The organism is Bacillus sp. EU63 (assembly GCF_038592915.1).
GTDB lineage: Bacteria > Bacillota > Bacilli > Bacillales > Bacillaceae > Bacillus > Bacillus velezensis.
On the sequence record NZ_CP151944.1, the window covers coordinates 3,976,547 to 4,000,584 of the forward strand.

Annotated in this window: 25 protein-coding genes and 3 pseudogenes; 15 read left to right on the forward strand and 13 right to left on the reverse strand. The window is 41.1% G+C overall.

The window, feature by feature from the left end; genetic code table 11:
• Positions 1–193: 193 nt before the first annotated feature.
• On the reverse strand, positions 194–346 hold the full coding sequence (locus NYE38_RS19930) for a hypothetical protein (protein ID WP_004393059.1): 153 nt from the start codon (positions 344–346) through the stop codon (positions 194–196).
• 133 nt (positions 347–479) lie between these two features.
• Here NYE38_RS19930 and NYE38_RS19935 point away from each other — a divergent pair, with 133 nt between their 5' ends.
• Positions 480–965: a spore coat protein gene (locus NYE38_RS19935; protein ID WP_025650095.1), complete on the forward strand. Its 486-nt coding sequence runs from the start codon at positions 480–482 to the stop codon at positions 963–965.
• A gap of 36 nt (positions 966–1,001) precedes the next feature.
• Here the strand turns inward: NYE38_RS19935 and NYE38_RS19940 are convergent, their stop codons facing one another.
• Positions 1,002–1,373, reverse strand: coding sequence for a winged helix-turn-helix transcriptional regulator (locus NYE38_RS19940; protein ID WP_007615010.1), 372 nt, complete (start codon positions 1,371–1,373; stop codon positions 1,002–1,004).
• Positions 1,374–1,579: 206 nt separating this feature from the next.
• On the opposite strand from NYE38_RS19940, the gene NYE38_RS19945 reads away from it, so the two are divergent.
• From NYE38_RS19945 to NYE38_RS19965, 5 genes are all read left to right on the forward strand, one after another.
• Positions 1,580–2,509 carry a manganese-dependent inorganic pyrophosphatase gene (locus NYE38_RS19945; RefSeq protein WP_004393053.1) on the forward strand — a complete coding sequence of 310 codons (930 nt, stop codon included), beginning with the start codon at positions 1,580–1,582 and terminating at the stop codon, positions 2,507–2,509.
• A gap of 183 nt (positions 2,510–2,692) precedes the next feature.
• On the forward strand, positions 2,693–3,610 hold the full coding sequence (locus NYE38_RS19950; RefSeq protein ID WP_017418487.1) for an EamA family transporter: 918 nt from the start codon (positions 2,693–2,695) through the stop codon (positions 3,608–3,610).
• A 347-nt stretch (positions 3,611–3,957) separates the two neighbouring features.
• Positions 3,958–5,379: a glycoside hydrolase family 68 protein gene (locus NYE38_RS19955; protein WP_017418486.1), complete on the forward strand. Its 1,422-nt coding sequence runs from the start codon at positions 3,958–3,960 to the stop codon at positions 5,377–5,379.
• A gap of 73 nt (positions 5,380–5,452) precedes the next feature.
• Positions 5,453–6,997, forward strand: coding sequence for a glycoside hydrolase family 32 protein (locus NYE38_RS19960; RefSeq protein ID WP_340801570.1), 1,545 nt, complete (start codon positions 5,453–5,455; stop codon positions 6,995–6,997).
• Positions 6,998–7,076: 79 nt separating this feature from the next.
• Entirely contained in the window at positions 7,077–7,739 is a 663-nt protein-coding gene (locus tag NYE38_RS19965; protein WP_265972521.1) for a GntR family transcriptional regulator, read from the forward strand.
• A gap of 77 nt (positions 7,740–7,816) precedes the next feature.
• Here the strand turns inward: NYE38_RS19965 and NYE38_RS19970 are convergent, their stop codons facing one another.
• The 8 genes from NYE38_RS19970 to NYE38_RS20005 form a co-directional block, all read right to left on the reverse strand.
• A complete protein-coding gene (locus NYE38_RS19970; protein ID WP_014419361.1) occupies positions 7,817–8,326 on the reverse strand; it encodes a DinB family protein in 510 nt (169 codons plus the stop codon).
• A gap of 50 nt (positions 8,327–8,376) precedes the next feature.
• A complete protein-coding gene (locus tag NYE38_RS19975; protein ID WP_340801565.1) occupies positions 8,377–9,594 on the reverse strand; it encodes an MFS transporter in 1,218 nt (405 codons plus the stop codon).
• 91 nt (positions 9,595–9,685) lie between these two features.
• Entirely contained in the window at positions 9,686–10,636 is a 951-nt protein-coding gene (locus NYE38_RS19980) for a DMT family transporter (protein WP_326116964.1), read from the reverse strand.
• A 246-nt stretch (positions 10,637–10,882) separates the two neighbouring features.
• Entirely contained in the window at positions 10,883–11,248 is a 366-nt protein-coding gene (locus tag NYE38_RS19985) for a DUF1304 domain-containing protein (RefSeq protein ID WP_061890928.1), read from the reverse strand.
• A 30-nt stretch (positions 11,249–11,278) separates the two neighbouring features.
• Positions 11,279–11,917, reverse strand: a complete 639-nt coding sequence (locus NYE38_RS19990) for a nitroreductase family protein (protein WP_340801558.1) — start codon at positions 11,915–11,917, stop codon at positions 11,279–11,281.
• A 13-nt stretch (positions 11,918–11,930) separates the two neighbouring features.
• Positions 11,931–12,392 (reverse strand): MarR family transcriptional regulator, encoded by a 462-nt coding sequence (locus tag NYE38_RS19995; protein WP_014722085.1) that lies wholly within the window; start codon positions 12,390–12,392, stop codon positions 11,931–11,933.
• A 111-nt stretch (positions 12,393–12,503) separates the two neighbouring features.
• On the reverse strand, positions 12,504–13,382 hold the full coding sequence (locus NYE38_RS20000; RefSeq protein ID WP_017418479.1) for a YitT family protein: 879 nt from the start codon (positions 13,380–13,382) through the stop codon (positions 12,504–12,506).
• 167 nt (positions 13,383–13,549) lie between these two features.
• A complete protein-coding gene (locus NYE38_RS20005; RefSeq protein ID WP_007615031.1) occupies positions 13,550–14,002 on the reverse strand; it encodes a MarR family transcriptional regulator in 453 nt (150 codons plus the stop codon).
• A 121-nt stretch (positions 14,003–14,123) separates the two neighbouring features.
• On the opposite strand from NYE38_RS20005, the pseudogene NYE38_RS20010 reads away from it, so the two are divergent.
• Positions 14,124–14,554, forward strand: a pseudogene (locus NYE38_RS20010) (GNAT family N-acetyltransferase).
• Between the two features lie 205 nt (positions 14,555–14,759).
• Here NYE38_RS20010 and NYE38_RS20015 read toward each other — a convergent pair.
• Positions 14,760–16,208, reverse strand: coding sequence for a PLP-dependent aminotransferase family protein (locus NYE38_RS20015; RefSeq protein ID WP_110085266.1), 1,449 nt, complete (start codon positions 16,206–16,208; stop codon positions 14,760–14,762).
• Positions 16,209–16,336: 128 nt separating this feature from the next.
• On the opposite strand from NYE38_RS20015, the gene NYE38_RS20020 reads away from it, so the two are divergent.
• Positions 16,337–17,218 carry an EamA family transporter gene (locus NYE38_RS20020; protein ID WP_104843019.1) on the forward strand — a complete coding sequence of 294 codons (882 nt, stop codon included), beginning with the start codon at positions 16,337–16,339 and terminating at the stop codon, positions 17,216–17,218.
• A 114-nt stretch (positions 17,219–17,332) separates the two neighbouring features.
• A pseudogene (locus NYE38_RS20025) lies at positions 17,333–17,920 on the forward strand (HD domain-containing protein); the annotation flags it as partial.
• A 4-nt stretch (positions 17,921–17,924) separates the two neighbouring features.
• On the opposite strand, the pseudogene NYE38_RS20030 reads toward NYE38_RS20025, so the two are convergent.
• A pseudogene (locus NYE38_RS20030) lies at positions 17,925–18,159 on the reverse strand (hypothetical protein); the annotation flags it as partial.
• A 385-nt stretch (positions 18,160–18,544) separates the two neighbouring features.
• Entirely contained in the window at positions 18,545–19,378 is an 834-nt protein-coding gene (locus NYE38_RS20035; protein ID WP_025650107.1) for a hypothetical protein, read from the reverse strand.
• Positions 19,379–19,522: 144 nt separating this feature from the next.
• On the opposite strand from NYE38_RS20035, the gene NYE38_RS20040 reads away from it, so the two are divergent.
• The 6 genes from NYE38_RS20040 (at position 19,523) to NYE38_RS20065 (ending at position 23,439) form a co-directional block, all read left to right on the forward strand.
• Positions 19,523–20,098 (forward strand): hypothetical protein, encoded by a 576-nt coding sequence (locus tag NYE38_RS20040; RefSeq protein ID WP_076983302.1) that lies wholly within the window; start codon positions 19,523–19,525, stop codon positions 20,096–20,098.
• 10 nt (positions 20,099–20,108) lie between these two features.
• Positions 20,109–20,546, forward strand: coding sequence for a hypothetical protein (locus tag NYE38_RS20045; protein WP_257989120.1), 438 nt, complete (start codon positions 20,109–20,111; stop codon positions 20,544–20,546).
• A gap of 102 nt (positions 20,547–20,648) precedes the next feature.
• Positions 20,649–21,455 (forward strand): hypothetical protein, encoded by an 807-nt coding sequence (locus NYE38_RS20050; protein ID WP_025650110.1) that lies wholly within the window; start codon positions 20,649–20,651, stop codon positions 21,453–21,455.
• Complete coding sequence (locus NYE38_RS20055) at positions 21,442–22,254, forward strand: hypothetical protein (protein WP_025650111.1); 813 nt, start codon at positions 21,442–21,444, stop codon at positions 22,252–22,254. Before NYE38_RS20050 ends, NYE38_RS20055 begins: the two co-directional genes overlap by 14 nt.
• Before the next feature lie 14 nt (positions 22,255–22,268).
• A complete protein-coding gene (locus NYE38_RS20060; RefSeq protein ID WP_025650112.1) occupies positions 22,269–22,940 on the forward strand; it encodes an ATP-binding cassette domain-containing protein in 672 nt (223 codons plus the stop codon).
• Positions 22,933–23,439 (forward strand): hypothetical protein, encoded by a 507-nt coding sequence (locus NYE38_RS20065; RefSeq protein ID WP_032865466.1) that lies wholly within the window; start codon positions 22,933–22,935, stop codon positions 23,437–23,439. Before NYE38_RS20060 ends, NYE38_RS20065 begins: the two co-directional genes overlap by 8 nt.
• Positions 23,440–24,038 lie beyond the last annotated feature (599 nt).

Genomic DNA, 24,038 nt, shown 5'->3' on the forward strand with positions numbered 1-24,038 from the left:
GCTTAGACGACTGCTCTTTTGACGCCGCAATGTCTCTTTCAAGACCTGAATTTTCCATAAACTCTCCAAAATACACGTATATATTTTAACATAAGTCGAAATCGCAAGTAAAATGAGCGCGGACACCCGCAATGTTCCATGTGAAACATGAAAACAGACAAACGGACATCCCAGTGAAAGAATGCCCGTTGTATCAGTGATCCTGATCATCCATGAAACCAGAAGTATCTCTGTTTTTCTTTTTGGTTTTTCGTACATATAACAAGACGATAACGATAAGTAAGAGAGTGGTCGCCTGCAAAACCCCGCTGCTGAAAAGGAAGAAGTTCTTTATCATGTCCCACATATAGTTTCACCTCTATTTCGTATTTCCTTTACATTGAGTTTCCCTTTCTGGAAACTTCAAAACATCAGGAACAACATCGGGACCGGGGCATATGCTGAAAGTGAAAATGAAGGATAAAGGAGATTCTTACACCATGACTGAGCGGAGAACATTAGCATGGCATGAAACGTTAGAACTGCATGAGTTAGTAGCTTTCCAGGCAAACGGACTTGTGAAATTAAAAAGAACAGAGCGGGACGTAAGCGATGCCAGATTAAAACAGCTTTACAGATTTTCCATCCATTCGCTGGAACAAAACCTGCGTGAACTGCTTCCTTTCTTCCCTGAAGCTCCCGCTTTTCGTGAGGATGAAACAGAAGAGCGCGCTGATTCCTCCTTTTACAGCGGCGGCCTGCTCATTCTGGCCAAAACGTCTGTCCGCAATTACGCCGGAGCCATTACAGAGACGGCCACACCTCAATTAAGACATGTTTTCGTCAAGCACTTAAACGCGTCCATCAAGTGGCACCAAATGGTCTTTGAGTATATGGAAGAACGCGGTCAATATCCGGCTTACAACCTGAGCGAATTGCTGAAGAATGACGTGCGCAACGCCAGAAAGGCCATCGCGATGAAATAAAAAAAAGCAGCAAGGAATTTAATCCTTTGCTGCTTCTTATTTTTGAGCGGACTGATCTTGAGGAGACGTTTTTTCCCGGTATGCCTCGAGAAACTCCCGGTTGGCATCTCCCCATTTCTTCATTTGCAAAACGATCGGTTCCAGCGACCTGCCGAATTCGGTAAGGGAATACTCCACCTTTGGAGGCACCTGCTGATATACCTCGCGATGCACGATGCCGTCCGCCTCAAGCTCGCGAAGCTGAAGCGTCAGCATACGCTGCGTAATGCTGGGGCAAATGCGCCGAAACTCATTAAACCGCTTTTTTCCGCCGATCATATGATAAAACAAAATACCCTTCCACTTTCCGCCGATAACGGAAAGCGTCAGTTCAACCGGACAACCTTCTTTATTCGGATATATGTTCATTTTTCATCCTCCATAGTACCTTTTTTGATACTATATGCTGATTAGCATCTGACTTACCCAGTATTTTACTCGCAATCCTCCTCACCGCTCAACAAAAATGCTTCTTTTTCACATCAATTTTTAAGGTTTTGAAGATTACACCCTCCGCAAGACGTGTTAAACTATAAAAAGATTGTTTACACTACAAAAAAGGACAAGGAGTTATTATGGAAAAAATTCTTATTTTCGGACATCAAAACCCAGACACAGATACCATTTGCTCTGCCATTGCCTACGCTGATCTAAAAAATAAACTCGGCTTCAATGCTGAGCCCGTCCGCCTTGGACAAGTCAACGGCGAAACACAATACGCGCTTGATTATTTCAAGCAGGAAAGCCCGCGTTTGGTGGAAACAGCCGCAAACGAAGTAAACGGCGTCATCCTTGTTGACCACAATGAACGCCAGCAAAGCATCAAGGATATCGAAGACGTTCAGGTTCTTGAAGTGATCGACCACCACCGTATCGCCAACTTCGAAACAGCGGAACCTCTTTACTACCGTGCTGAGCCGGTCGGCTGTACGGCTACGATCTTAAACAAAATGTACAAAGAAAATAACGTGAAAATCGAGAAAGAAATTGCGGGCCTCATGCTGTCAGCAATCATTTCCGACTCTCTGTTATTTAAATCTCCGACTTGCACGGAGCAAGATATCGCAGCGGCAAAAGAGCTTGCTGAAATTGCTGGCGTAGATGCGGAAGAGTACGGCTTAAACATGCTGAAAGCGGGCGCCGACTTAAGCAAAAAAACGGTGGAAGAACTGATTTCTCTTGATGCGAAAGAGTTCACGCTCGGCAGCAAAAAAGTCGAAATCGCCCAAGTCAACACAGTTGATATTGAAGATGTGAAAAAGCGGCAGCCGGAATTAGAAGCGGCCCTTTCAAAAGTAATTGCTGAGAAGAACCTTGACCTGTTCCTTCTCGTGATTACGGATATTCTGGAAAACGATTCCCTTGCGCTTGCCATCGGTGATCAAGCGTCAAAAGTGGAAAAAGCATTCAACGTGACTTTAGAAAACAACACGGCTCTTTTAAAAGGCGTCGTATCCAGAAAGAAACAAGTCGTTCCTGTTTTAACAGACGCGATTGCAGAATAACCAAAACACCCCGGAAACCCGCCGGGGTGTTTTTTTATTGCTCATTCATCAGACGGCCGTTTCGTAAGCGCTTTCTCCGAAAATCATTTTGACGGAATTTGATATACAATATATAATATATCACATGAAAGGCGTTCGTTTACCTAATTATTGTAAGTCAATATCACAACATCAGAATCGGGGGTGTCTATCCTGGAAAAACACGCTGCTCTTTCTTATTCACGAACAACAGGCATTTGGCTTGTGCTGACAGGAGCTATCTTATGGGGGGTCTCGGGAACGGTTGCCCAGTATCTGTTCCAGCACCGCCATTTTAATACAGAATGGCTGACTTCAGTGCGCCTTCTGGTGTCAGGGGCGCTTCTGCTCGGCATCGCGTACCGCAAAGAAAAAGGACGGATATGGGCTGTTTGGAAAGACAGACGGGACAGAATTCCCCTTCTTTTATTCGGGGTTTTCGGAATGTTAGGCGTTCAATACACCTACTTCGCGGCAATTGAGTACGGCAACGCGGCCGCTGCTACCGTTCTTCAGTATTTAGGGCCAGCGATCATTACATGCTTTTTAGCGATTCGCGCAAAGAGAATACCTTCGGGAAAAGAACTGCTCGCCGTCTTATTGGCGGTTGCCGGCACATTCATTTTGGTCACGCACGGGAATGCCGGAAGCCTGTCCATATCCGGTCTGGCCGTCTTTTGGGGAATCAGTTCGGCGTTTGCACTGGCGTTTTACACCCTTCAGCCGCATCGTCTGCTGAAGAAATGGGGATCCGCTATTGTTGTCGGATGGGGCATGCTGATCGGCGGAGCCGCCCTCAGCTTGATCCGCCCGCCCTGGACATTTGAAGGCGAGTGGTCCTTTCCTGCATATGCCGCGATTGTGTTTATCATCATTTTCGGAACGCTCATCGCTTTTTATTGCTACTTGGAAAGCCTGAAATATCTGAGTGCCTCTGAAACCAGCCTGCTTGCCTGTGCAGAGCCGCTGTCGGCAGCTTTTTTAGCTGTTATCTGGCTGCATGTTCCCTTCGGAATATCAGAATGGCTGGGTACTTTGCTGATTTTAGCTACCATCGCTTTATTATCTATCAAGAAAAAATAACCTCTCTTTTTTAGAGAGGTTTTTTCCTAGGCCCAGAGCACCCCTTAGTCTCAATTACCCATATATTAAAAGGCCTTTTTTCATTTTACTATCATCCAAAAGAGGAAAATAGACCAGTTGTCAATAGAATCAGAGTCTAATAGAATGATGTCGACAAGTAAATCATGCAGGATTGTTACTGATAAAGCAGGCAAGACCTAAAATGTGTTAAGGGCAAAGTGTATTCTTTGGCGTCACCCCATACATATTTTAGGTCTTTTTTTCTGTAACAAACCTGCCATCCATGAATGCAGGAGGATCGAATCGGCAGATCGCAAAAAAAGGTACATACAAAAGGAGACATGAACATGAACATCAAAAAATTTGCAAAACGAGCCACAGTTCTAACTTTTACGACTGCACTTCTGGCAGGGGGAGCGACTCAAGCCTTCGCGAAAGAAAATACCCAAAAACCTTACAAAGAAACGTACGGCGTCTCTCATATCACACGCCATGATATGCTGCAGATCCCTAAACAGCAGCAAAGTGAAAAATACCAAGTTCCTCAATTCGACCAATCAACAATTAAAAATATCGAGTCCGCGAAAGGACTGGATGTGTGGGACAGCTGGCCGCTCCAAAACGCTGACGGAACAGTAGCTGAATACAATGGCTATCACGTCGTGTTTGCTCTTGCGGGAAGCCCGAAAGACGCTGATGACACATCCATCTACATGTTTTACCAAAAAGTCGGCGACAACTCGATCGACAGCTGGAAAAACGCGGGGCGTGTCTTTAAAGACAGCGATAAGTTCGACGCCAACGATGAAATCCTGAAAGAACAGACACAAGAATGGTCCGGTTCTGCAACCTTTACATCTGACGGAAAAATCCGTTTATTCTACACTGACTTTTCCGGTAAACATTACAGCAAACAAAGCCTGACAACGGCGCAGGTAAATGTGTCAAAATCTGATGACACGCTCAAGATCAACGGAGTGGAAGATCATAAAACGATTTTTGACGGCGACGGAAAAACATATCAAAACGTTCAGCAGTTTATCGATGAAGGGAACTATACATCCGGCGACAACCATACGCTGAGAGACCCTCACTACGTTGAAGACAAAGGCCATAAATACCTTGTATTCGAAGCCAACACAGGAACAGAAAACGGATACCAAGGCGAAGAATCTTTATTTAACAAAGCGTACTACGGCGGCAGCACAAACTTCTTCCGTAAAGAAAGTCAGAAGCTTCAGCAAAGCGCTAAAAAACGCGATGCTGAATTAGCGAACGGCGCCCTCGGTATGGTAGAGTTAAACGATGATTACACATTGAAAAAAGTCATGAAGCCGCTGATCACTTCAAACACGGTAACTGATGAAATTGAGCGCGCGAATGTTTTCAAAATGAACGGCAAATGGTACCTGTTCACTGATTCACGCGGTTCAAAAATGACGATCGACGGCATTAACTCAAACGATATTTACATGCTTGGTTATGTATCAAACTCTTTAACAGGGCCTTACAAGCCGCTGAACAAAACTGGTCTTGTCCTGCAAATGGGTCTTGATCCTAACGATGTAACGTTCACTTACTCTCACTTCGCAGTGCCGCAAGCCAAAGGCAACAATGTCGTGATCACAAGCTACATGACAAACAGAGGCTTCTTTGAGGATAAAAAGGCAACATTTGCGCCAAGCTTCTTAATGAACATCAAAGGCAAGAAAACATCCGTTGTTAAAAACAGCATCCTTGAACAAGGACAGCTTACGGTTAACAACTAATAACAACAAAAAGAAAATGCCGATACTTCATTGGCATTTTCTTTTATTTCTCAACAAGATGGTGAATTCAATCATGGTACGAAAATGGCCCATTGTAATATTGATCTTTTTGGGTGCGTTCTTGTTTGTCGGCTTACTGCCGAACAAAACCCACAATTCCTCTGACACAAACACGGAGCATAAGAAGGATTACCGGGCGGCGTATCATTTTACGACCCCGGACAAATGGAAAAACGACCCTCAAAAGCCCATTTTTTTCGAGGGGAAATATCATTACTACTATCTTTATAATCGGGATTACCCGAACGGCAACGGCACAGAATGGCGGCACGCCGTATCAGAGGACTTGGTGCACTGGACGGACGAAGGCACGGCTATTCCGAAATACACCAACGAAAACGGCGATATATGGTCCGGTTCTGTCGTCATTGATAAACACAACACGGCGGGCTTCGGCAAAAACGCGCTGGTCGCCGTCACAACGCAGCCGACTGCCAAAACAAAAGCCCAGGAACAATATTTATGGTACAGCACGGATAAGGGAAAAACGTTTACTTCCTATAGTGATCAGCCCGTTATGAAAAACCCGGGAACTAAGGATTTCCGGGACCCGAAAGTAATCTGGGATGAACAGGATGACAAATGGGTGATGGCCATGGCCGAAGGAGAAAAAATCGGTTTTTATGAATCACCCGATTTAAAAAATTGGAAATACACGGGCGGCTTTATCACTCAGCAGATCGGCCTCGTCGAATGCCCCGACCTTTATATGATGCGTGCAGATGACGGAACAGCCAAATGGGTTCTGGGCGCAAGCGCAAACGGCAAACCCGCAGGCAAACCGAATACGTACGCGTATTGGACCGGAAACTTTGACGGGAAGGAATTTACCGCCGATCAAGAAGAACCGCAATGGCTCGATTACGGCTTTGACTGGTACGGCGGCGTCACATTTGAAGACGGTAATAGCGAAGATCCGCTGACAAAACGCTATGCGCTGGCATGGATGAACAATTGGGATTATCCGAATGAAACACCGACACTAAAAAACGGCTTTAACGGCACGGATTCTATCGTCCGTGAAATCCGTCTTCAGCAGCAGGACGGCGGCACATACAGCCTTGTGTCAGAGCCGGTTGAAGCATTGAACCAATTAACCTCTTCAACTGACAGCATAGAACACAAACAGGTGAACGGTTCAGAGACACTGCCGATCAAAGGCGATACATATCAGCTTGATATGGATATCGCTTGGTCAGATATCAAAAATGCAGGCGTCAGACTCAGAGAATCAGCAGACCAAAGCCGGCATATTGATGTCGGTATTTCAGCAGAAGGCGGCTGTGCCTATGTGAACAGATCGTTTACAGGCCAGCCTGATAAAACCGGCGCATACGCCGAAAGCAAAGCCCCATTTGACGGAAATAAAGGGCGCGTCCATCTGAAAATTCTCGTGGACAAAACAAGTATTGAAGTATTTGCAGACGACGGAAAAACCGTTCTGACAAATGAAGTGTTCCCAAAACACGAAGATCAGGGAATCACGCTCTTTTCTGAAGGCGGCTCCGCTGACTTTCAGCATATTGAGATGAAGCATCTCGGTTCGATTCATTCTTAGACGTCCCTCTTCATTTCTAACCGGCGCCCGGACTGTGGTAAAATGCAAATATGTATACTACGATTCATGAGGTGTTCCATTGGATAATCAAAACAAAGAACCTGTGCTGAAAAGAACCATCATGCGGGACGAAGTGTATCGCACACTCAGAAACTGGATCATAACGGGCAAGCTCAAACCGGAAACAAAGTTAAAGGACAAGGATTTGTCGGAAACATTGGGAATCAGCCGCACCCCGATACGGGAAGCCTTATTGCGGCTGGAAGATGACGGCTTGGTGATAACAAAAGCGAACAGATGGACGCTTGTCGCTCCGATTGAGTTAAAAGAAGCGGAAAACTTGTATTCCATCGTCTGGACGCTTGAAAAACTCGCATTGCAGCAAGCTCTCCCGCATGTGGACGATGCCGTGATTCAGGAATTGAAACAGCTGAATGAAAATCTTCTTCAAACGATGAAAGACGGCGATAAACCGGCCATCCTGGAAGCGGACAATGCATTTCACCATCGTATCATTCTGCTTGCGGACAACGCCGAACTTCACAAATTGCTAGTAAGCCTGAAAGTCAAAATTCAGAGAATGGAAATCCGCTATTTCAGTGAAAACGGCGCTTTAAACAGATCATATAATGAACACTCTGATATCATTCACGCATTAGAACAGCAAGATGCCGCCGCTGCTTTTACAGCGCTTGAAGCGAATTGGAAAAACAGTTTAGAACGGCTGCAGAACATGGCATAGCAAACGAAAAAGCCAAATCACTCATATGATTTGGCTTTTTTACGGATATCACAAGACAGCCGCGTTGGCTGTCTTGTTTACTTTTTGTTTATATATAAATAAATACCGTAATCCGTAGGCACAGAAGCATACCCCATCTGTCTGAGCATGGCTGTTATATTCCCGCGGTGATACGTTCCGTGGTTCACAACATGGAGGATCATATCGGCCGCTGCGGTTTTCATGATGTCACCTGACGGATGCTCTATTTCAAGGGGGAGACTGATATTTTCTTCCTTTTGCAAAAATAATTGATACCGGTCTGATAATTCCGAGAACATATCTTCCAGCTCTTCTATCTCTTTAGACAAGATGTCCTCTTTTTGCTGTTCAGCTGATTTCAGCGTATCCTCCAGACGCTCTCCGGAGAACACATCAAACCACCCCTTATCCGACAGATACACATGAGTCAATACACCGGCTATCGACGGAAAGACACTTTGAATCTCCTTACGATACACATCCTCCGGAAGCTCTTTAAGCCGGGTGAATATTTGCTGATTTGCCCAAAGATGATAATCATACAATTTCAGTGCCAGATGTCCCACATTACCCTCTCCTCTCTCGATATAGAACGTACGTTCCTAATTATACTACACTACATGCGGCTTTGTACCATCTTCTTCATTCGCAGCTGAGAAAATCCGATAAAAGCCGAAATTAATAAGAGGAGGCCTGCGCCAATATAAATAAACCGCACGCCGAATACATCCGAGATAACCCCCGTTCCGATAATGGAAAACATAAAAATGAACTGAACTAAAGCTGATCTCGCCGCTAATATATTGACCCTTGTCTTTTCGGTCGTGATGTTTTGAAGTAATGTTTCCTGCGTGAGATCTCGTAATACACAAGCCGGCCCCATACACAGCACCAGAAAAAGGGCCGCAACGGCGCTTGTGATCAACCCGTAAATAAACGTGAACATTCCATATGCCAAAGCTCCCGTCAGCATAAGCGGAATGAGATGATGCTGAAACTTACCGGATAACTTATAGATGATCAGTCCGCCGATCATCGTCCCCGCATAATAGACTCCGTTGACATACCCCCACCAAGCCTCTCCTTTATGAAGGACGTCATGCACATAAGTCAAGGACACAGACCCGATCCATATCATGCCTGCCCACGATTCGACCACATCCATCACAATGAGAACCCTGAGCTGTTTTTGCTGAAATAAATACACCCAGCCGCTTGCCGCATCTGCAAAAAGGGAACGTTTCCTGACTGCTGCCGGCGCACACATGCGTACTCGAAGAAACAGAATGATGCCCAACACCGAAGAAACCAATAACATGACAGTGACGATCATTGTATCGCTCTCTCCCAGGAACGCTATGATGACGCCGCCCAGAGACCACCCCGCAAACTGAACGGTCTGATCCGCCGCAGATAATAAACCGTTCGCTTTCGCCCTTCGATCAGGAGGAATGATTTCCCCAATCAACGCGCTTTTTATCGGAGCAAACCATCCGTTGCAAAAAGAAATGCCTCCGATCAGACAAAACAGCAGAAAAAAGAATGCAGATGAACCGGCTTGGATGACAAAAAACAAACAGACTAACAGTGTGATCTGTATCAATTGAGAACTGATTAACAAAGAACGAAGCGTGAACCGGCCGGTGACCAGCGGCAAAACGGCGCTGCCCAATACACGACATACAATGCTGACGAACGTCATAAGAGAGGCCATCGCCGTCGAACCGGTTTTTGTAAACAAAAACAAGATGACAGCCATCGTATAAAGTGAGAACCCCAAGTTGATAGCGGTCTGGCTGTATAAAATAGCATAATACGCTCTCTTCATATTCATCCTCAGCAACCTCACTCCCCAAAGCCGAAGCGCGCAGGCATCGGCTTATTTTTTCGTTTACTTTCTCTCCTTAGTGGGAGGCTTTCGTATGTCAGGCTCTCACCTTTAATTTGATCTTCCTGCCTTCCGAAAAAGTAATCATGCTTAGGACAATGAAACAGCCTATCCACTGTATCCATGTTAAGCGCTCGCCCAAGAAAAAAGCGCCAAAGATGATTGTGATGATCGGGCCCATCATTGAAATCAAAGACCCTCTTACTGCCCCAATCCGTTTGATACCTTCCAGCATAAATAAAAAAGGAACGACTGTTGTAAATACAGCAATGATTAAAAAAAGGAAATATACGGGTGGCTGAAACGACCATAGCTCTGTCTGATAGCCAAAACCCTTTCTTGCGATTAAAAAAAGCACCATGGCAATGCTTGCTAAGGACATCCCATATGCATTCATACGGATACTCCCTACTTTGCGAACAAGCTGACCGGATAAGACCAAATAAAGTCCGTAAACCGCGGACGACAGAAGAACGAGAAAAGCGCCAAATATATTAGCACTCAATTCGTGCAGATTCCAGCCGCCAATGGAAAAAAAGATTCCTATGCTGACCACAACGACAGAAATGATGTCTGCAGCGGTGATTTTCTCCATTTTTCCGAAAAACGAGATAATCATGACAAAAATCGGATAACTCATAACGAGCATCCTTTCTACAATAGCTGAAACATAATGCAGCCCGATAAAGTCCAACAGCGGTGATAGAAAAAAAACGAGCAGACCCGTGATCCCTGCTCTGACTATATCAGCCTTTGCCGGTTTTTCAGATAATTTTGCACGATACATAAGAAAAATGATGCAAAAAAGAGGGGTTGCAATCATTTGTCTGAAAAATAGCGTTGACTCCGGGGTGGCTCCGAATGTGTAAGCCCACTTAATAAAGATCGACTTTGAGGCAAAACACAGCGTACCAACAATCATAAACAACATTCCGGCGAGAAACGGATGGTTTAGTTTTGGCGGAGTATTCACTTCGATTTTGCTCATAGATTTACACCTTTCCTTAGTGCGAATATTATTTATTTCGATTCTGTGAGCAGTTTCCCTTTTTGTTTTATATACTATAATGTATTTCTATCAGCCGAAAAAAAGCCGATGCGCGCAGGCATCGGCTTTCAAATTAATCTATCATCTTAAGAACAAGCGGCCGGAATCATCCATTTATCAGGAATGATTTTCAAAACAGAATAAAAAAAGAGGGCTCCCATTCCGGAAGCCCTCACTCCGTTCTGCCTACGCCAATAAAAGAAAAATAAGCGCTAAAACAGCCGGAAGTCCTTGTTTTACGATAATTGATTTGTTTGAAGTAAAGCCTCCGAAAATGGCCGCGATGACCACACAGATGACGAAAAACATTTGAATCATATGGCCCACCGGATCAGCGAGGATCAGCCCCCAAATGAGACCGGCAGCCAGAAATCCATTATACAGACCTTGATTTGCAAACATGACCGCCACATTCCGATCACCTTCTAAATGCTTCGGCAATTTGAAGGACCGCTTAGCTGCCTTCGAATTGATAAAAAACATTTCAAGTATCATGATAAATATATGTTCTAAAGCTACAATTCCGACGAAAACAGCCGCAATTATGTCCACTGTCCCTCTCCTCTCAGCTTCACTTCAACCTTATTTCCATTGTGCGATTGTTTCGATAGGAAGACGGTAGGAAGCATATCCTTCGTCTGCCGCTTTTCCGATTGATAACAGCATGACCGGTACATAACGCTCTTTATCCATTCCGAAAACCTCGGCAATCTTTTCTTTATCGTAGCCGCCGATCGGGTTTGTGTCATAGCCGTGCGCGCGTGCCGTAAGCATCAGCTGCATGGAAACGAGGCCTCCGTCGATCAGAATCGTTTCACGGTTCACTTGCTCCGGAAGTTTTTCAAAGTGCGCCGTCAACGCAGCGATTTGTCTGTCTTTTACTTCCTGCGGCATGTAGCCCATTTCGACCGCTTTCGAATAGATTTCTTCTAAATAGTCATCATTGTTCATATCTGCGAAAACCGCGATCACCGCAGATGATGTGCTGACTTGTGTTTGGTTAAAGCTGGCAAGCGGCGCGAGTTTTTCTTTTCCTTCAGGGCTGTCAATGACGAGAAAACGCCACGGCTGCGCGTTGACTGAAGACGGTGCTGTCGTTGCTTCTTCCAGAATTTGAGTCATTTCTTCTTTGCTGATTTTAACAGCCGGATCGTAATTCCGAATGGAACGGCGGCCTTTCATAATGTCCATAAAGTCGTTTGTTTTCAGTTCTGTTTTCATGTGTAATACACTCCTATGCTTTCATATTTTCTATATTATTCTGCATCTGCGACAATACGTTTTTTAACATACTGCGTTCTTCCTCGCTGACACCGGCAAGCATTTCCTTTATGAAACGCTCCTTCTCCTTTTTGGAAGCCTCAATTCTCTCCCGCCCCTGATCAGTAAGCCGGACAAGTATAATTCGGTTGTCCTCGGGCTTCCGCCTTCTTGTGACCATTTCTTTGGCTTCAAGCTGTTTCAAGTGTCTTGTCACGGCTGCGCCATCAATATTCACCTTTTTCTGAAGATCGCTTTGGCTGATCTCGTCGACGTAAAAAAGCACGGCGAGAAGCTCAAGGCGGGATTGGCTGATTCCGGTGCACGCTTCAAACTTCGTGCCGATCACTTTGTGCAGTGATTGGAGCTGATATAAAATCTCGCCTTCCTCTGAACAACATGCTGTCAAAACCCATCCCCACTTTCTTTTGCGCAATTAATTGACTAGTCAATGTTTGATATATCAACAATATACAGCCGCCATTCTTTTTTTGCAAGTTTTTTCTCCTTTTTTAAAAAAAGCTGCCGGTTAACGGCAGCTCTCTACTTAATGATTATGGACTTTTCTGAAATTACTGCCTTTTACTTCTGCGACATCATATACCGTCACAAAGGCTTGTTTATCAATGTCATTAATAATTTCCTTCAGTTTGGTTTCTTCCAAACGGTTGATGACACATGTGATTTCTTGGAATTTTTCATGAGAAAAACCGCCGTATGCTTCTTTATAAGTAGCGCTCCGGCCCAATTCTTCACGAATGGTCTCTACCATTAATGCAGGCTCATTGGTGATAATCTGAAATGTTTTAGAACCGCTTAAGCCTTCCTCAACCACATGGATCACCTTGGATGCGATGTAGTAAGCAATGACGGAAAGCAATGCGCCTTGCAGCCCGAATACAAAAGAAACAAAAATAAACACAAAAATGTTTAAAAATAAAATGAGATCGCTCGTGCCAAACGGCAATTTCCGTGACAGAAGCACAGCCAGCATATCAATTCCATCTAAGGCGCCGCCGTTGCGCAATGCCAATCCCATTCCCAAGCCGAGAATAATCCCGCCGACAACGGTGATTAACAGGGTATCTCCCTCAATGATAGCCGGCGTGTGGTGGAAAAAACTCGTGCCCGCGGCAAGTGAGACAATACCGATAATTGATAGAAACGCAAAACCTTTCCCGATTTGCTTATATCCTAACCAGACAAACGGTATATTGATCACCGCAATCAAGATCCCAAGAGGCAAATGAAACAGCTGTGAACCGACAATGCTGAGCCCGGTTACACCGCCGTCAGATACACTATTCGGAATCAGTACGGTTTCCAGTCCATACGCGGCAATAATTCCGCCGATGATGACCATGATGACCCGTACGATTGATTTGGCTCTGAATTTCTTACGTCTTTGTTTTTCGATTGTACTCATATCATTCCCCGCTTCAATTATTTTGTCTTATTTAAATATACCATAATTGATACTTTTCGTTAAAAATAAGCCTATCGGCTAGTTGAAGCAGGAACCGAGGAAGGAGATTTCACAGATAACGTATCCATTTATGACTTTAATCATTCACCAAAAGGAATTAATAACCATCAATAATCTCTTTTATTCCCCTTCTTCACATATTCCCAATCATGTTCTATATTTTTTCTCACCCGCTGAAGAAGGCTGAAAATGGTTTCTTTTTCCTCAGATGTAAAGCCGGACAGGGCTACCTCCGCAGAATGCTCTCCTTCTCTTTGCAATAACGGATAAACCTTTCTCCCTTTTTCAGTCGGGAACAGTTTTTTTATTTTTTTATTTTGATCATCAGGACGCTTTTCAATAAACCCTTGTATTTCCAATTTTTTGATTGCTCTCGCCGCTGTTGTTCGGTCTACTTTAATCATTTCCGCCACTTTTTCCTGTATCACTCCCGGGTTTTCACATATACGCACAAGATAGAGATACTGCCCTTTTGTTAAGTCTAATTCCTTAAATTCAATATTGCTGATGGAATCCAATGCCCGTGCGATCATGCCGATTTCCCGCAAAATATCAGTCATATCTTTTTCAAACCCTTCATGTTTTTGTTGCATTTGCAATATAATTGTTTTATCGTTACTTCTATAAGAACACAAGCAAGCCGTGCAGTCCAGACTAACATGTGAAAAGGATTGGTTGATCATGCAGATAAAAAGGATAACAACGGAAATTGATTTACAAGCAGCGCTTGAGATTAGAAAAGCAGTATTCATTGAGGAACAGCAAGTACCTGAATCCGATGAATTTGACCAGTTCGATACGCTTCAGGAACAGTGCGGGCATGTCTTGGTTTATCATGAAAATCAGCCTGCCGGCACAGGACGCGTCCGCATCGTAAACCATACAGGCAAGCTCGAACGAATCTGCATCCTGAAGCCTTACCGCAAATACGGGTTGGGCAAAGTCATCATAAGCGAATTAGAAAACATGGTAAAAGAAAAAGGCATCACCCAATGTAAACTGCATGGACAAACACATGCGGAAGGCTTTTATCACAAACTAGGCTATCAGACAGATTCACCGGAATGGAAGACGGCATCCCGCATGTCTTAATGACAAAAGAGCTGGCTTAACCGAATAACAAACGGCCGGACTTCTTCCTTTTTAATCTTTAGTATATTAAGGATGCAAGATTGACCGAAGTTAAAGGAGATTAGAATATTCTGACCTCCTTTAACTTTCTTATCTATCCCTGCCTTGTCACTCACTGCATCCCGATTCGCCAAGTTTAAAACGAACCATGCAGTTTGAATTCCGGTATGCCGCTGTCTTTTAAATTTATCTGCTTGCCAATTCCTTAATCATCAAACCCAATTCATAAATTCCCTTTTGAAGGTCTTCAAGAGATGCATAAGCATATGATAAGCGAATATAATTCCCTTTTTCTTGAGCATAGATACTGCCGAGATTGAGAAGTATCCCTTTTGATAAGGCTTTGGTATAAAGTAATTTCATGGATATGGAAGGCAATATTTTTACCCAGACAAAGAATCCTCCCTTTGGGATATTCCATGTCGCCACATCTTTCAAATGAGTTTCTAAAACACTCAAGGCCAATTCTCTTCTCACCTTTAATTGACTTCTCACCTGTTCTAGATGCTGCTGGTATTCACCGGATATAAACCACTCTGCCGCTACTCTCTGGGATAACGAACTGGAGCCGTAATCTGTTTGCATTTTTATGTCGGATAAACGTTCAATCACTGGTTCCGGCCCGACGATCCATCCAATCCTCAAGCCCGGACTTAATGTTTTCGATAAGCTGCCTATGTAAAGCACATGCCCATTTTTATCTATTGTTTTAATAGGATCTGGAGGAATCTCATCGATCCATAACTCACGATAAATGTCATCTTCAATAATGGGAAGCTGTGCATTCTCACTTGCCGCAAGGATTTCTTCTCGTCTCTTTTTTGACATTAAAATACCTGTCGGGTTATGAAAACAAGGATTTGTATATAAGATAGCTCTCCCCCGTTCCCCCCTTGCCATGCGGATATGTTCCGGCAAAAGTCCATCATTGTCCATAGGAACTCCAGTCAGCTTCATACCGGCTGATTGAAAGACGTGTAATGAATAAAGATAGGAAGGCTGATCGAGAAATACGGTCGATCCTCTTTGTAAAAGCCCCATTGATATAAGCTGTAAGGCTTGCAGCGCTCCAGAAACAATAAGAATGGAAGAAGGAGAAGCTTGAATGCCGATTGTTCTTAAATAGCCGCTTAATGCCTCTCTCAAAGGCAAATATCCTTTTGGTTCCTCATATCCGAATGCCTCTATGTTTTGAGATACCTTTCCCATGATCTCTTTCATAACAGCTAAAGGAAAAATCTCATGTGAAAGTTCTCCTTTACTGAGCTGTATAAGATCAGAATTTGATTCTGATTTATTGATCTCTTGAACAATTTTTTGGCTTGGCTGCTGGATTCCGGAGGTTACATACTGATCCCAATCGGGAGCGGAATTCTTAGCCAAAAGTGTCCATGTATTGTTCGTAACAACTGTCCCTTTGCCCATTCTGCCTTCGATTAATCCATCCGCCGTCAATTCCTCTAAAGCTGTAATGACTGTGCTCCTGTTCACCTCAAAGTGTTTGGCAAGCGTGCGCTGGCTTGGAATCTTACTTCCGATCGGCCATTCTCCATTTCCTATTTTCTCTTTTATAAATTGAATGATTTGTATGTACTTAGGAAGCTTTCTCATCTTTTTTTCTTCTGGAGCGCTCATAAAAAGGATCCCCCTTAAAGTGGTTGGGTCAAAATCTATTTAACTGGTTGAAGTCATCTCATCAAATCTTTATTAATATAGAAACACATTAAATAACTGGTTGGTTTTTGTAAAGAGGAGTGAGAAAGATGCGAAAGAAAACAGTTCGAATCGGCATAGGTTACAGTCTGATGATTGGGTTGTGGGCATCAGCTTTCCCGGGAATTCGCGCGGGTTTGGAGAGTTACACGCCGGAACACCTCGCTTTGTTTCGCTTGTTGATTGGGTCAATGGTGCTGGTGGTTTTTGCTATTTTGACTCATATGCGTTTACCTGACATGAAGGATGTTCCTGCTATTTTATCGTTAGGATTTTTAGGTTTTGCACTATATCACATTTTGCTGAATATCGGAGAAAAAACAGTCAGCGCAGGGACAGCAAGCTTACTCGTGACCATGACACCTATTTTTTCTGCAATGTTATCCCGTCTGTTTTTTGGTGAACATTTTGGGCTTTATAAATGGATTGGCTCTATCATAAGTTTATTGGGTGTGTCGATCATTTCATTTGGGGCAGGAAACTATACAAATTCAGTGAACGGCATTTTGTTAATCCTGCTGGCAGCTTTTTCGGAGAGTATTTATTTCGTTTTTCAAGCTCGCTATATAAAAAAATATGGATTTATTCCATTCGTTACATTCACTATTTGGGGCGGGACAGTACCTATGCTTGTATTTCTGCCTGGCTTAGGGGAAGAGTTTTTGAACGCTTCCATGAACTCAACATTGTCTATCGTTTACTTAGGTTTATTACCAACGGTTGTGCCTTACTTTGCACTTGCATACGTCACTTCACTCGTCGGTGCTTCAGAAGCAGCCATTTCACTTTATTTAACACCAGCCGTAGCCTTGGCCATTTCTTGGGTGTGGTTAGGTGAAGTACCTGCGTTTATTTCTCTTTTGGGCGGAGCAGTCACAGTCGTCGGGGTGTGTTTTATCTATTTGAAAGCAAATATAATCAGGCTCAACTGAATTTTTCAGAATTGTGATATGTTAAGTATATCAATATTAAAAGGAAGAAAATCCATGATGCGATAGGTTGCAGCTTCTTTGCCATGCTTAGCGCATAAAAGGGGGGTAAGGAAAATGAAGATAACAGATAGTATTTATGGCGATTATGTTGTAGATGGAATTCTTGAAGAGCTTATTTTCAGTCATCCAGTACAAAGACTAAAAGGTGTTTACCAAGGAGGAGCAAGTTATGTTGTGAATCAAAAGTGGAATGTCACGAGGTATGAACATTCCATAGGCGTAATGCTTCTCATAAAAAAATTGGGCGGCTCTTTAGAAGAACAGATCGCAGGTTTACTTCACGATGTATCTCATACTGCATTTTCACACGTTATTGATTTTGTATTTAACAATAAAAATGAGGATTATCACGAAAACATTTATCATCAAATCATAACTGATTCAGAAATCCCCCATATTCTCAGTACATATGGATTAAATTACAAAGACATTCTATTAGACACCTCTAATTGGAATTTGCTCGAACAGCCAGCTCCTGAGTTATGCGCTGACAGAATCGATTATACCTTAAGAGATATGTATCGGTACGAAAACATCACAATGGAGGAAGTTGATCATTTCTTAGATCATCTAATAATTAAAGAAGGAAAAATATACTTAAAAGATATAAAAACTGCTGAATGGTTTGTAGGAACTTATTATCATGTTCTAAGTGTTGCTGATATTGATCGGATATAAACCACTCCCGCTGCAACCTTTGGGATAATGAACCTGCATCCGTAATCTATCTGCATTTAATATCCTGGTTCGGCCCCACTATCCATCCAATCCTTAACCCCGGAGTTAAAATTTTCAATAAATTTCCCAAATATAAAACATGGCCATTCTTATCCATTGTTTTAATATGCATCGGCGGGAGGATATACTTCCCGTTGATATAGATGATGTGCCGGCAGCCTTTTTTGCAATTAACAGTTCCGTCGCTTTTTACCGACTATTTCAAAGTCATTGTCCCAAAAGATGAAGACGGCATGGGGGATACTTTTATCCGTGGTTTCTTATTCGAATTGACGTTGTAGGGTATAGCTTTTTTATTTCACACTTCATACAAGAGTATAATCATGGGTTGCTTGTCATTCGCCAATGTAAGTATTGTTCTGACGGATTCAGAAAAGGGGGATACAAAAGGCTCCAGATACACAGCATGTGCTGAATTTTTATTTCAGCAAGTCGAAGATCCAGTTTTAAACCAAGGAAAAAAGTTTGATAATAAATTCAAAAGCTACTTTAAATTTCTAGACCCCAGATTAGTGTGTTTAAGATATATTATTCCATTTTTGCATCAGATATCAATTCACACTTTGATAGATATAAACCTCCTCCAATTAAGAGGGTAATACAAACAGTAAGTATTGTGACTAATGAAATACTAATAGAAACAACAGGAGAGAAACCAAATAAAGGATGTCTAATCAACATGCTTTCATTTCCAAGTAATATCGGGCTATCTGAAAAAATTGAGAAAAACAAAATACAGCTACAAATTACGAAGCTATAAATTGTACTAAAGATTAACGAAAAAAATGCAAAAATAAAAGTAATGAGAAATGTTCCGCCTATATTTAAAACAATAGAATAAATAATTATTTGACTATAGGATAATTGAAATGATGAGTATCTCAAAATGCTTTCGCCGTAAACTGTCAACTCCCATGTTGTACCCCCACTCAATTTCCAAACAACCCAAGTTAAGGACAATAATGATATGTAAAACACAATGATTACAGTACAAGAAAAAAACAGCTTGCTTACCCATAATTTGAATATTGATTTTGCTCTGATCCTGACAAAAGCACTGTGAGCAAATAGATCATCCTTTATGTATGTGTTGATCAATATTGCCCCGCTTAACTGAAATAGTAACCACCCAAAAGGAAACTCAAATGTATGTTGTTGGACAAGTTCAAAAGGGACACCTAAAAAGGTTTTACCAATGAGATCCCAAAAGGCAATAGAACTGTCAGGTATGTTAGTACGAAGAAAATACAGAGGATAAAGAAAATTCAATAGCGCAATCATAAATAATATAATGAAAACCCTGGTGGTTTTATTAACTCCAAGGGCCAAGTCCCTTTTAAAAAGCAAGAATAAACTATTCATAAAATAAATTCCTTTCCTATAAATCAACTAGGTATTAGCATAACACAGCATTTGAAATAAATAAATTAAAAGGTATTATTTTCTTTTAATATACGTTATAATCATTTAGTACCGGTACAAATTAAGGGTTTTTTGGAGAAGAAAGTGAAAAAAATATTTTTGGTTTATTTTAGTCTAATTGCTATAACTATGCTTAGTGCATGTCAAACAAACAAATACAATAACGTAATAAAAGAAAAAACCCCAGATCCTTCTATAAGGATTGAAGATTTGGATAACAACAATAAAGAAAGACCGAATATTTTTTATTTTGATACCGAACAAGGTCGAAGTTTATTCGAGGTTGTATTTTGGAATAAGTTGGAGGGTAATCATTATTATCAAGGCCAAATAAAAAATAATGATGTGAGAATTGATAGGGTTTTTAAAGGCAAGAAAATAGAAGTCGGACCGCTTCCTAAGAATTATGAACTGGCGATGACCTTTAGTCAGAAAGAGCCGTTTCCGTCAACCATATTGGGAAAGGTTAAAGATGATAAAGGACATACATATAGTTGGAAACAGTCTTACGAAAGAGAAGATGCAGACCATGATTATTTAATCAATTTGCCTAAATTTAAAGGCAAAAAAGCAAAGATAGCGCTAAGAATGATTTGGTTAAATAAAAATGGTGATTGCATCGGCGTTGCAGATAAATTTTTTATTTTAGAAAAACAATAAGGAGAAACACATGATAAAGAAGCTAATAACTACACTAACTTTAGTACTGGGATTATCTCTTTCTACTATAGGAATTATGCATGCTTATGCAGGAGAACCAACCGCAAACTATAAGAATGCAGATTATAATTTTCGGTTTCTAAAAGGAAACCCTTATGACGAAACCAAATCCAGAACAAAATTTACTGATTCTTATTATTATATGTTTAATACAGAAAATAATACTTCTTATGAAGCTTGGGCAAGATCTCGCGGAAAAGATGTTTCAGGCGGGCACTATTATACAATAAAGAAAAACTACTATGGAAGAAAACTACTATGGAACTTGGCTGTTGAAAACACATGGTTTGGCTTGCGAACACCTTCTGTTACAATAGGTGCAAAGAAAAATGCAGCTGGTCATGCATATGGTAAGTGGAGTCCTGATTATGATCCAAAGAGTCCTTGATGAGATCAGAAGACTGAAATTATGAAAAAGTCATATGAAAGTCGGCGACTCAGGTTTTTCTGAGTCGCTTCTATATTTAATAAAAGCGAGAGAAGGAAATTTATGTTTTATTTACTGCTATTTCGATTACTAAAACGACCGTCTTTTTATGTCTCATTGGCAATTGGAGCAGTTTTGGCCACGGCCTATTTTTGGACAGAGGAAATGCCATTAACAGAACATTTGGAACTAACTGGAGGGGTTTCTTTTACCCCCTATACAAAATGGATGGGGATAGGTGGAATCTCCGATTATCCGGCTCTTTACATGTTCTTGCTCCCAATTCTGGCAACACTTCCATTATCGGATCTTTACGCAAGAGATCGTTCAACTGGGTTTATTCGTTTTTTAATGATCCGAGGCAAGCATACACAATACTTTTTCAGTTTATTTTTCATTAATTTCTTAGCTGGAGTCGTGACTGCCATTTTTCCTCTATTGTTAAATATCTATTTGTCTTTTATGAAACTTCCAAATATAAGGCCTGATAGAGCTATTAACAACGAGATGCCCTTGGCATCTGATAATACCTTCTTTCCAGAATTATATTATACACATCCCTTTGTTCATATGATGTTATATGTAATTATCATTGGCATTTTTTCCGGCATGTTTGCAAGTATAGCTTTGGGAGCGGGAATGTTTATCAAAAGATCATTTATAGTTTTACTTATACCCTTTGCAAGTTTATACATAATTAACATGCTGCTTTCAACGATTGGCCATCAAGAAATGATTTCAACCAGCTTTTTGCAGGAACAGGCTACAGATGGTGTTAGTTTGAAGAGTCTTATTTTACACTTGATCGTTGGGTTCATCTTAGGTCTTTTACTATATATTCTAGGAGCTAAGAAAAATGTTGTTCGTTAACGAGCTTCGTTTTGTTTTAATAGATATGTGTCGTCATAAAAGGCGTTTAAGCTTTTGGTTCTTGTGTTTTTTGCTTTGTATAGTATATCTGGTAAAAGAAGGTGTTCCGAAAGAAGGGATAATGGGACCGCCTCAGGCGCTTAATTTATTTTTCTCTTCCTATACATTTGCCTTTCCAGTGTTGCCCCTGTTTTTAATGTTCCTTTCTTTCGGGGTACTGCCTTTTTTTGATTCAGTCCGTTTTATTCGTTATCAAAAACGAGAGAGAGTATTTTTATCATTATTATCTCGTGTTTTTTGGATTTGTTTAATGTTTACCATTCTGTATCTCGTTGGCGGAGTCCTTCTCGGCGTTTTTCTGTCTGGAAGATGGGATAATGTATGGCTATCGCCAGAAGGGGCTCCTTATTTTTTATATGGCAATAAATTACCTTTGGATCAATACTATTCATCGAATGTGATGATGGTTAGATATATCATTACAAGCTTATTGTTGTTTCATATGATTGGACTATTTGCAGTCGTTTGTTATGTGTTTATTAAGAAGTACATATACAGCTTTATCATTGTCACATCTGTGGTCATTCTTGATAAGATGCTTCATACTTACTTTGAGTTTTCTTTAATTAATGACCCGATTTCATTAGAAATGACGTCTTGGTTGATACCCGGATTATTTTCAGAAATGATTTATTTAATTGGCGGTTTCGGGATAATATTTGCTGTAGTTCTATATATATGTTTAATCAACCAAGATTATTTTAATGAATACAGCATCGATAATGAAAAAGAACTTTGATTGAGGTGAAACTCGTGTCAGAAGAATATATTAAAGTTGAAAGTGTAAACAAAGTTATCAAAAAGAACATTGTTCTTAAAAATATAAATTTATCTTTGAAAAAGGGAATGATATATGGATTTCGTGGACCTAATGGGTCTGGAAAAACAATGTTGTTTCGTGTGTTATCGGGATTGGTGAAACCAAGTGAAGGCAAAGTAATTATTGATGGAAAGGTATTACACAAAAATATTTCTTTTCCTGAAAGTATCGGAATATTAATTGAGTACCCTGGGTTTATTCCGGAATATACTGGTTTTGCAAACTTGAAATTGCTATCTATGATTCAAAATAAAATCAATGATCATGAAGTTTCTGCTGTAATCTCTCGTGTGGGTCTTGATCCAAATGACAAGCGAAAGTTCAGAAAGTATTCACTCGGCATGAAACAGCGCTTGGGGATCGCTCAAGCGATCATGGAAAATCCGGAGTTGCTTATTTTGGACGAACCGACTAATGCTTTGGATGAAGAAGCGGTTAAAACAGTACACCAATTGCTATTATCATTAAAAAATGAAGGAAAAACAATTCTGGTTGCAAGCCATGATAGAGAAACGCTTCAAAAGATTTCTGATATTATTTATGATATTGAGTCTGGGAAAATTGTTAAAGAAACTATGATCGATAAGGAAAAGAAAAATGACTAGAAAAAAAATCATTTTAGTAACGGTCGTTTTTTTTATTTTTTTCATTTTGATCAGCTTATTTCGATACCAACAAGTGAATGGGGAGTACTCCAACTATAAAGTAACCGAAAAAAATGTTACCACGAATGAAACGTTTGAGTTTCTAAAAATATCTCATACGTTTAGAAAAGCAAAGAAAATTAATACAATTGATGAAATGAGAAATAAAGTAACAGAGTATCGTATCCCAATCGAATTAAAAAATACGACAAAAGATAAGCTTACACTTCACCCTGAATTTTACAGAATGATGAGAGGTGAGGAAGAAACTGAGACAATAGACTTTATTGATAATAAGACAGGGGAAAAAATTTCGGATTTAAAACCCTATCAATTATTAAATGGAACGGTAACTTTCACATTTTTAAACGATAGTGAGAATAAATATCAGACTGTTGATCTTCATATTATTGGAAGTAATGGAGTGTCAGTACAAAAGTTTATTGTAAAAGTTTATTAGTTTCGTTAGCAGTATGATGTTTTTAGGCTAAAGACAACGACAGCTCTATCTTTTGCTGTCGTTGTCTTTAGTATGCTATGCTCTTTTCTCAAACAACTTCGCACTTTCCACAACAACATTCACAGCTTTCACCATATTGTCGGCGGAAATATATTTTGTATTTGCCGTGAAGTTTGCCCGCAGGTATTAAGATATTTGTGGCAAGGCCCCCCATGTATACAGCTGGGAGCCGTCTGTTCCGCCGCGGATTAGTTTGAAGATAGACTCGATGTCCAAGTTTTTCATCGCCTGAAAGGTAATGTCGAAGATCAACTTTTACAGGTTCGATTTTTTTCTCTTGTTGTAATACGGTCATTTATCTCGACATAAATTCTGTCTTTGCCATATTGCGCCCTCAATTCATGCAACACATCCAAGTCAATAACCCCCTATCATCCTAATAGACAATATAATATCTTCTATACTTGTTCATAGCACAGAATAAGTATTGAATGTAAAAGACACAAAAAGAATGTAGATGTAAAAAGGGCAAGAGCATTAGGGGAGGCTCTAGCAAAAGCAACAAGTTTGATTGTTAATAAAGGTTTCACTAAGGGGGC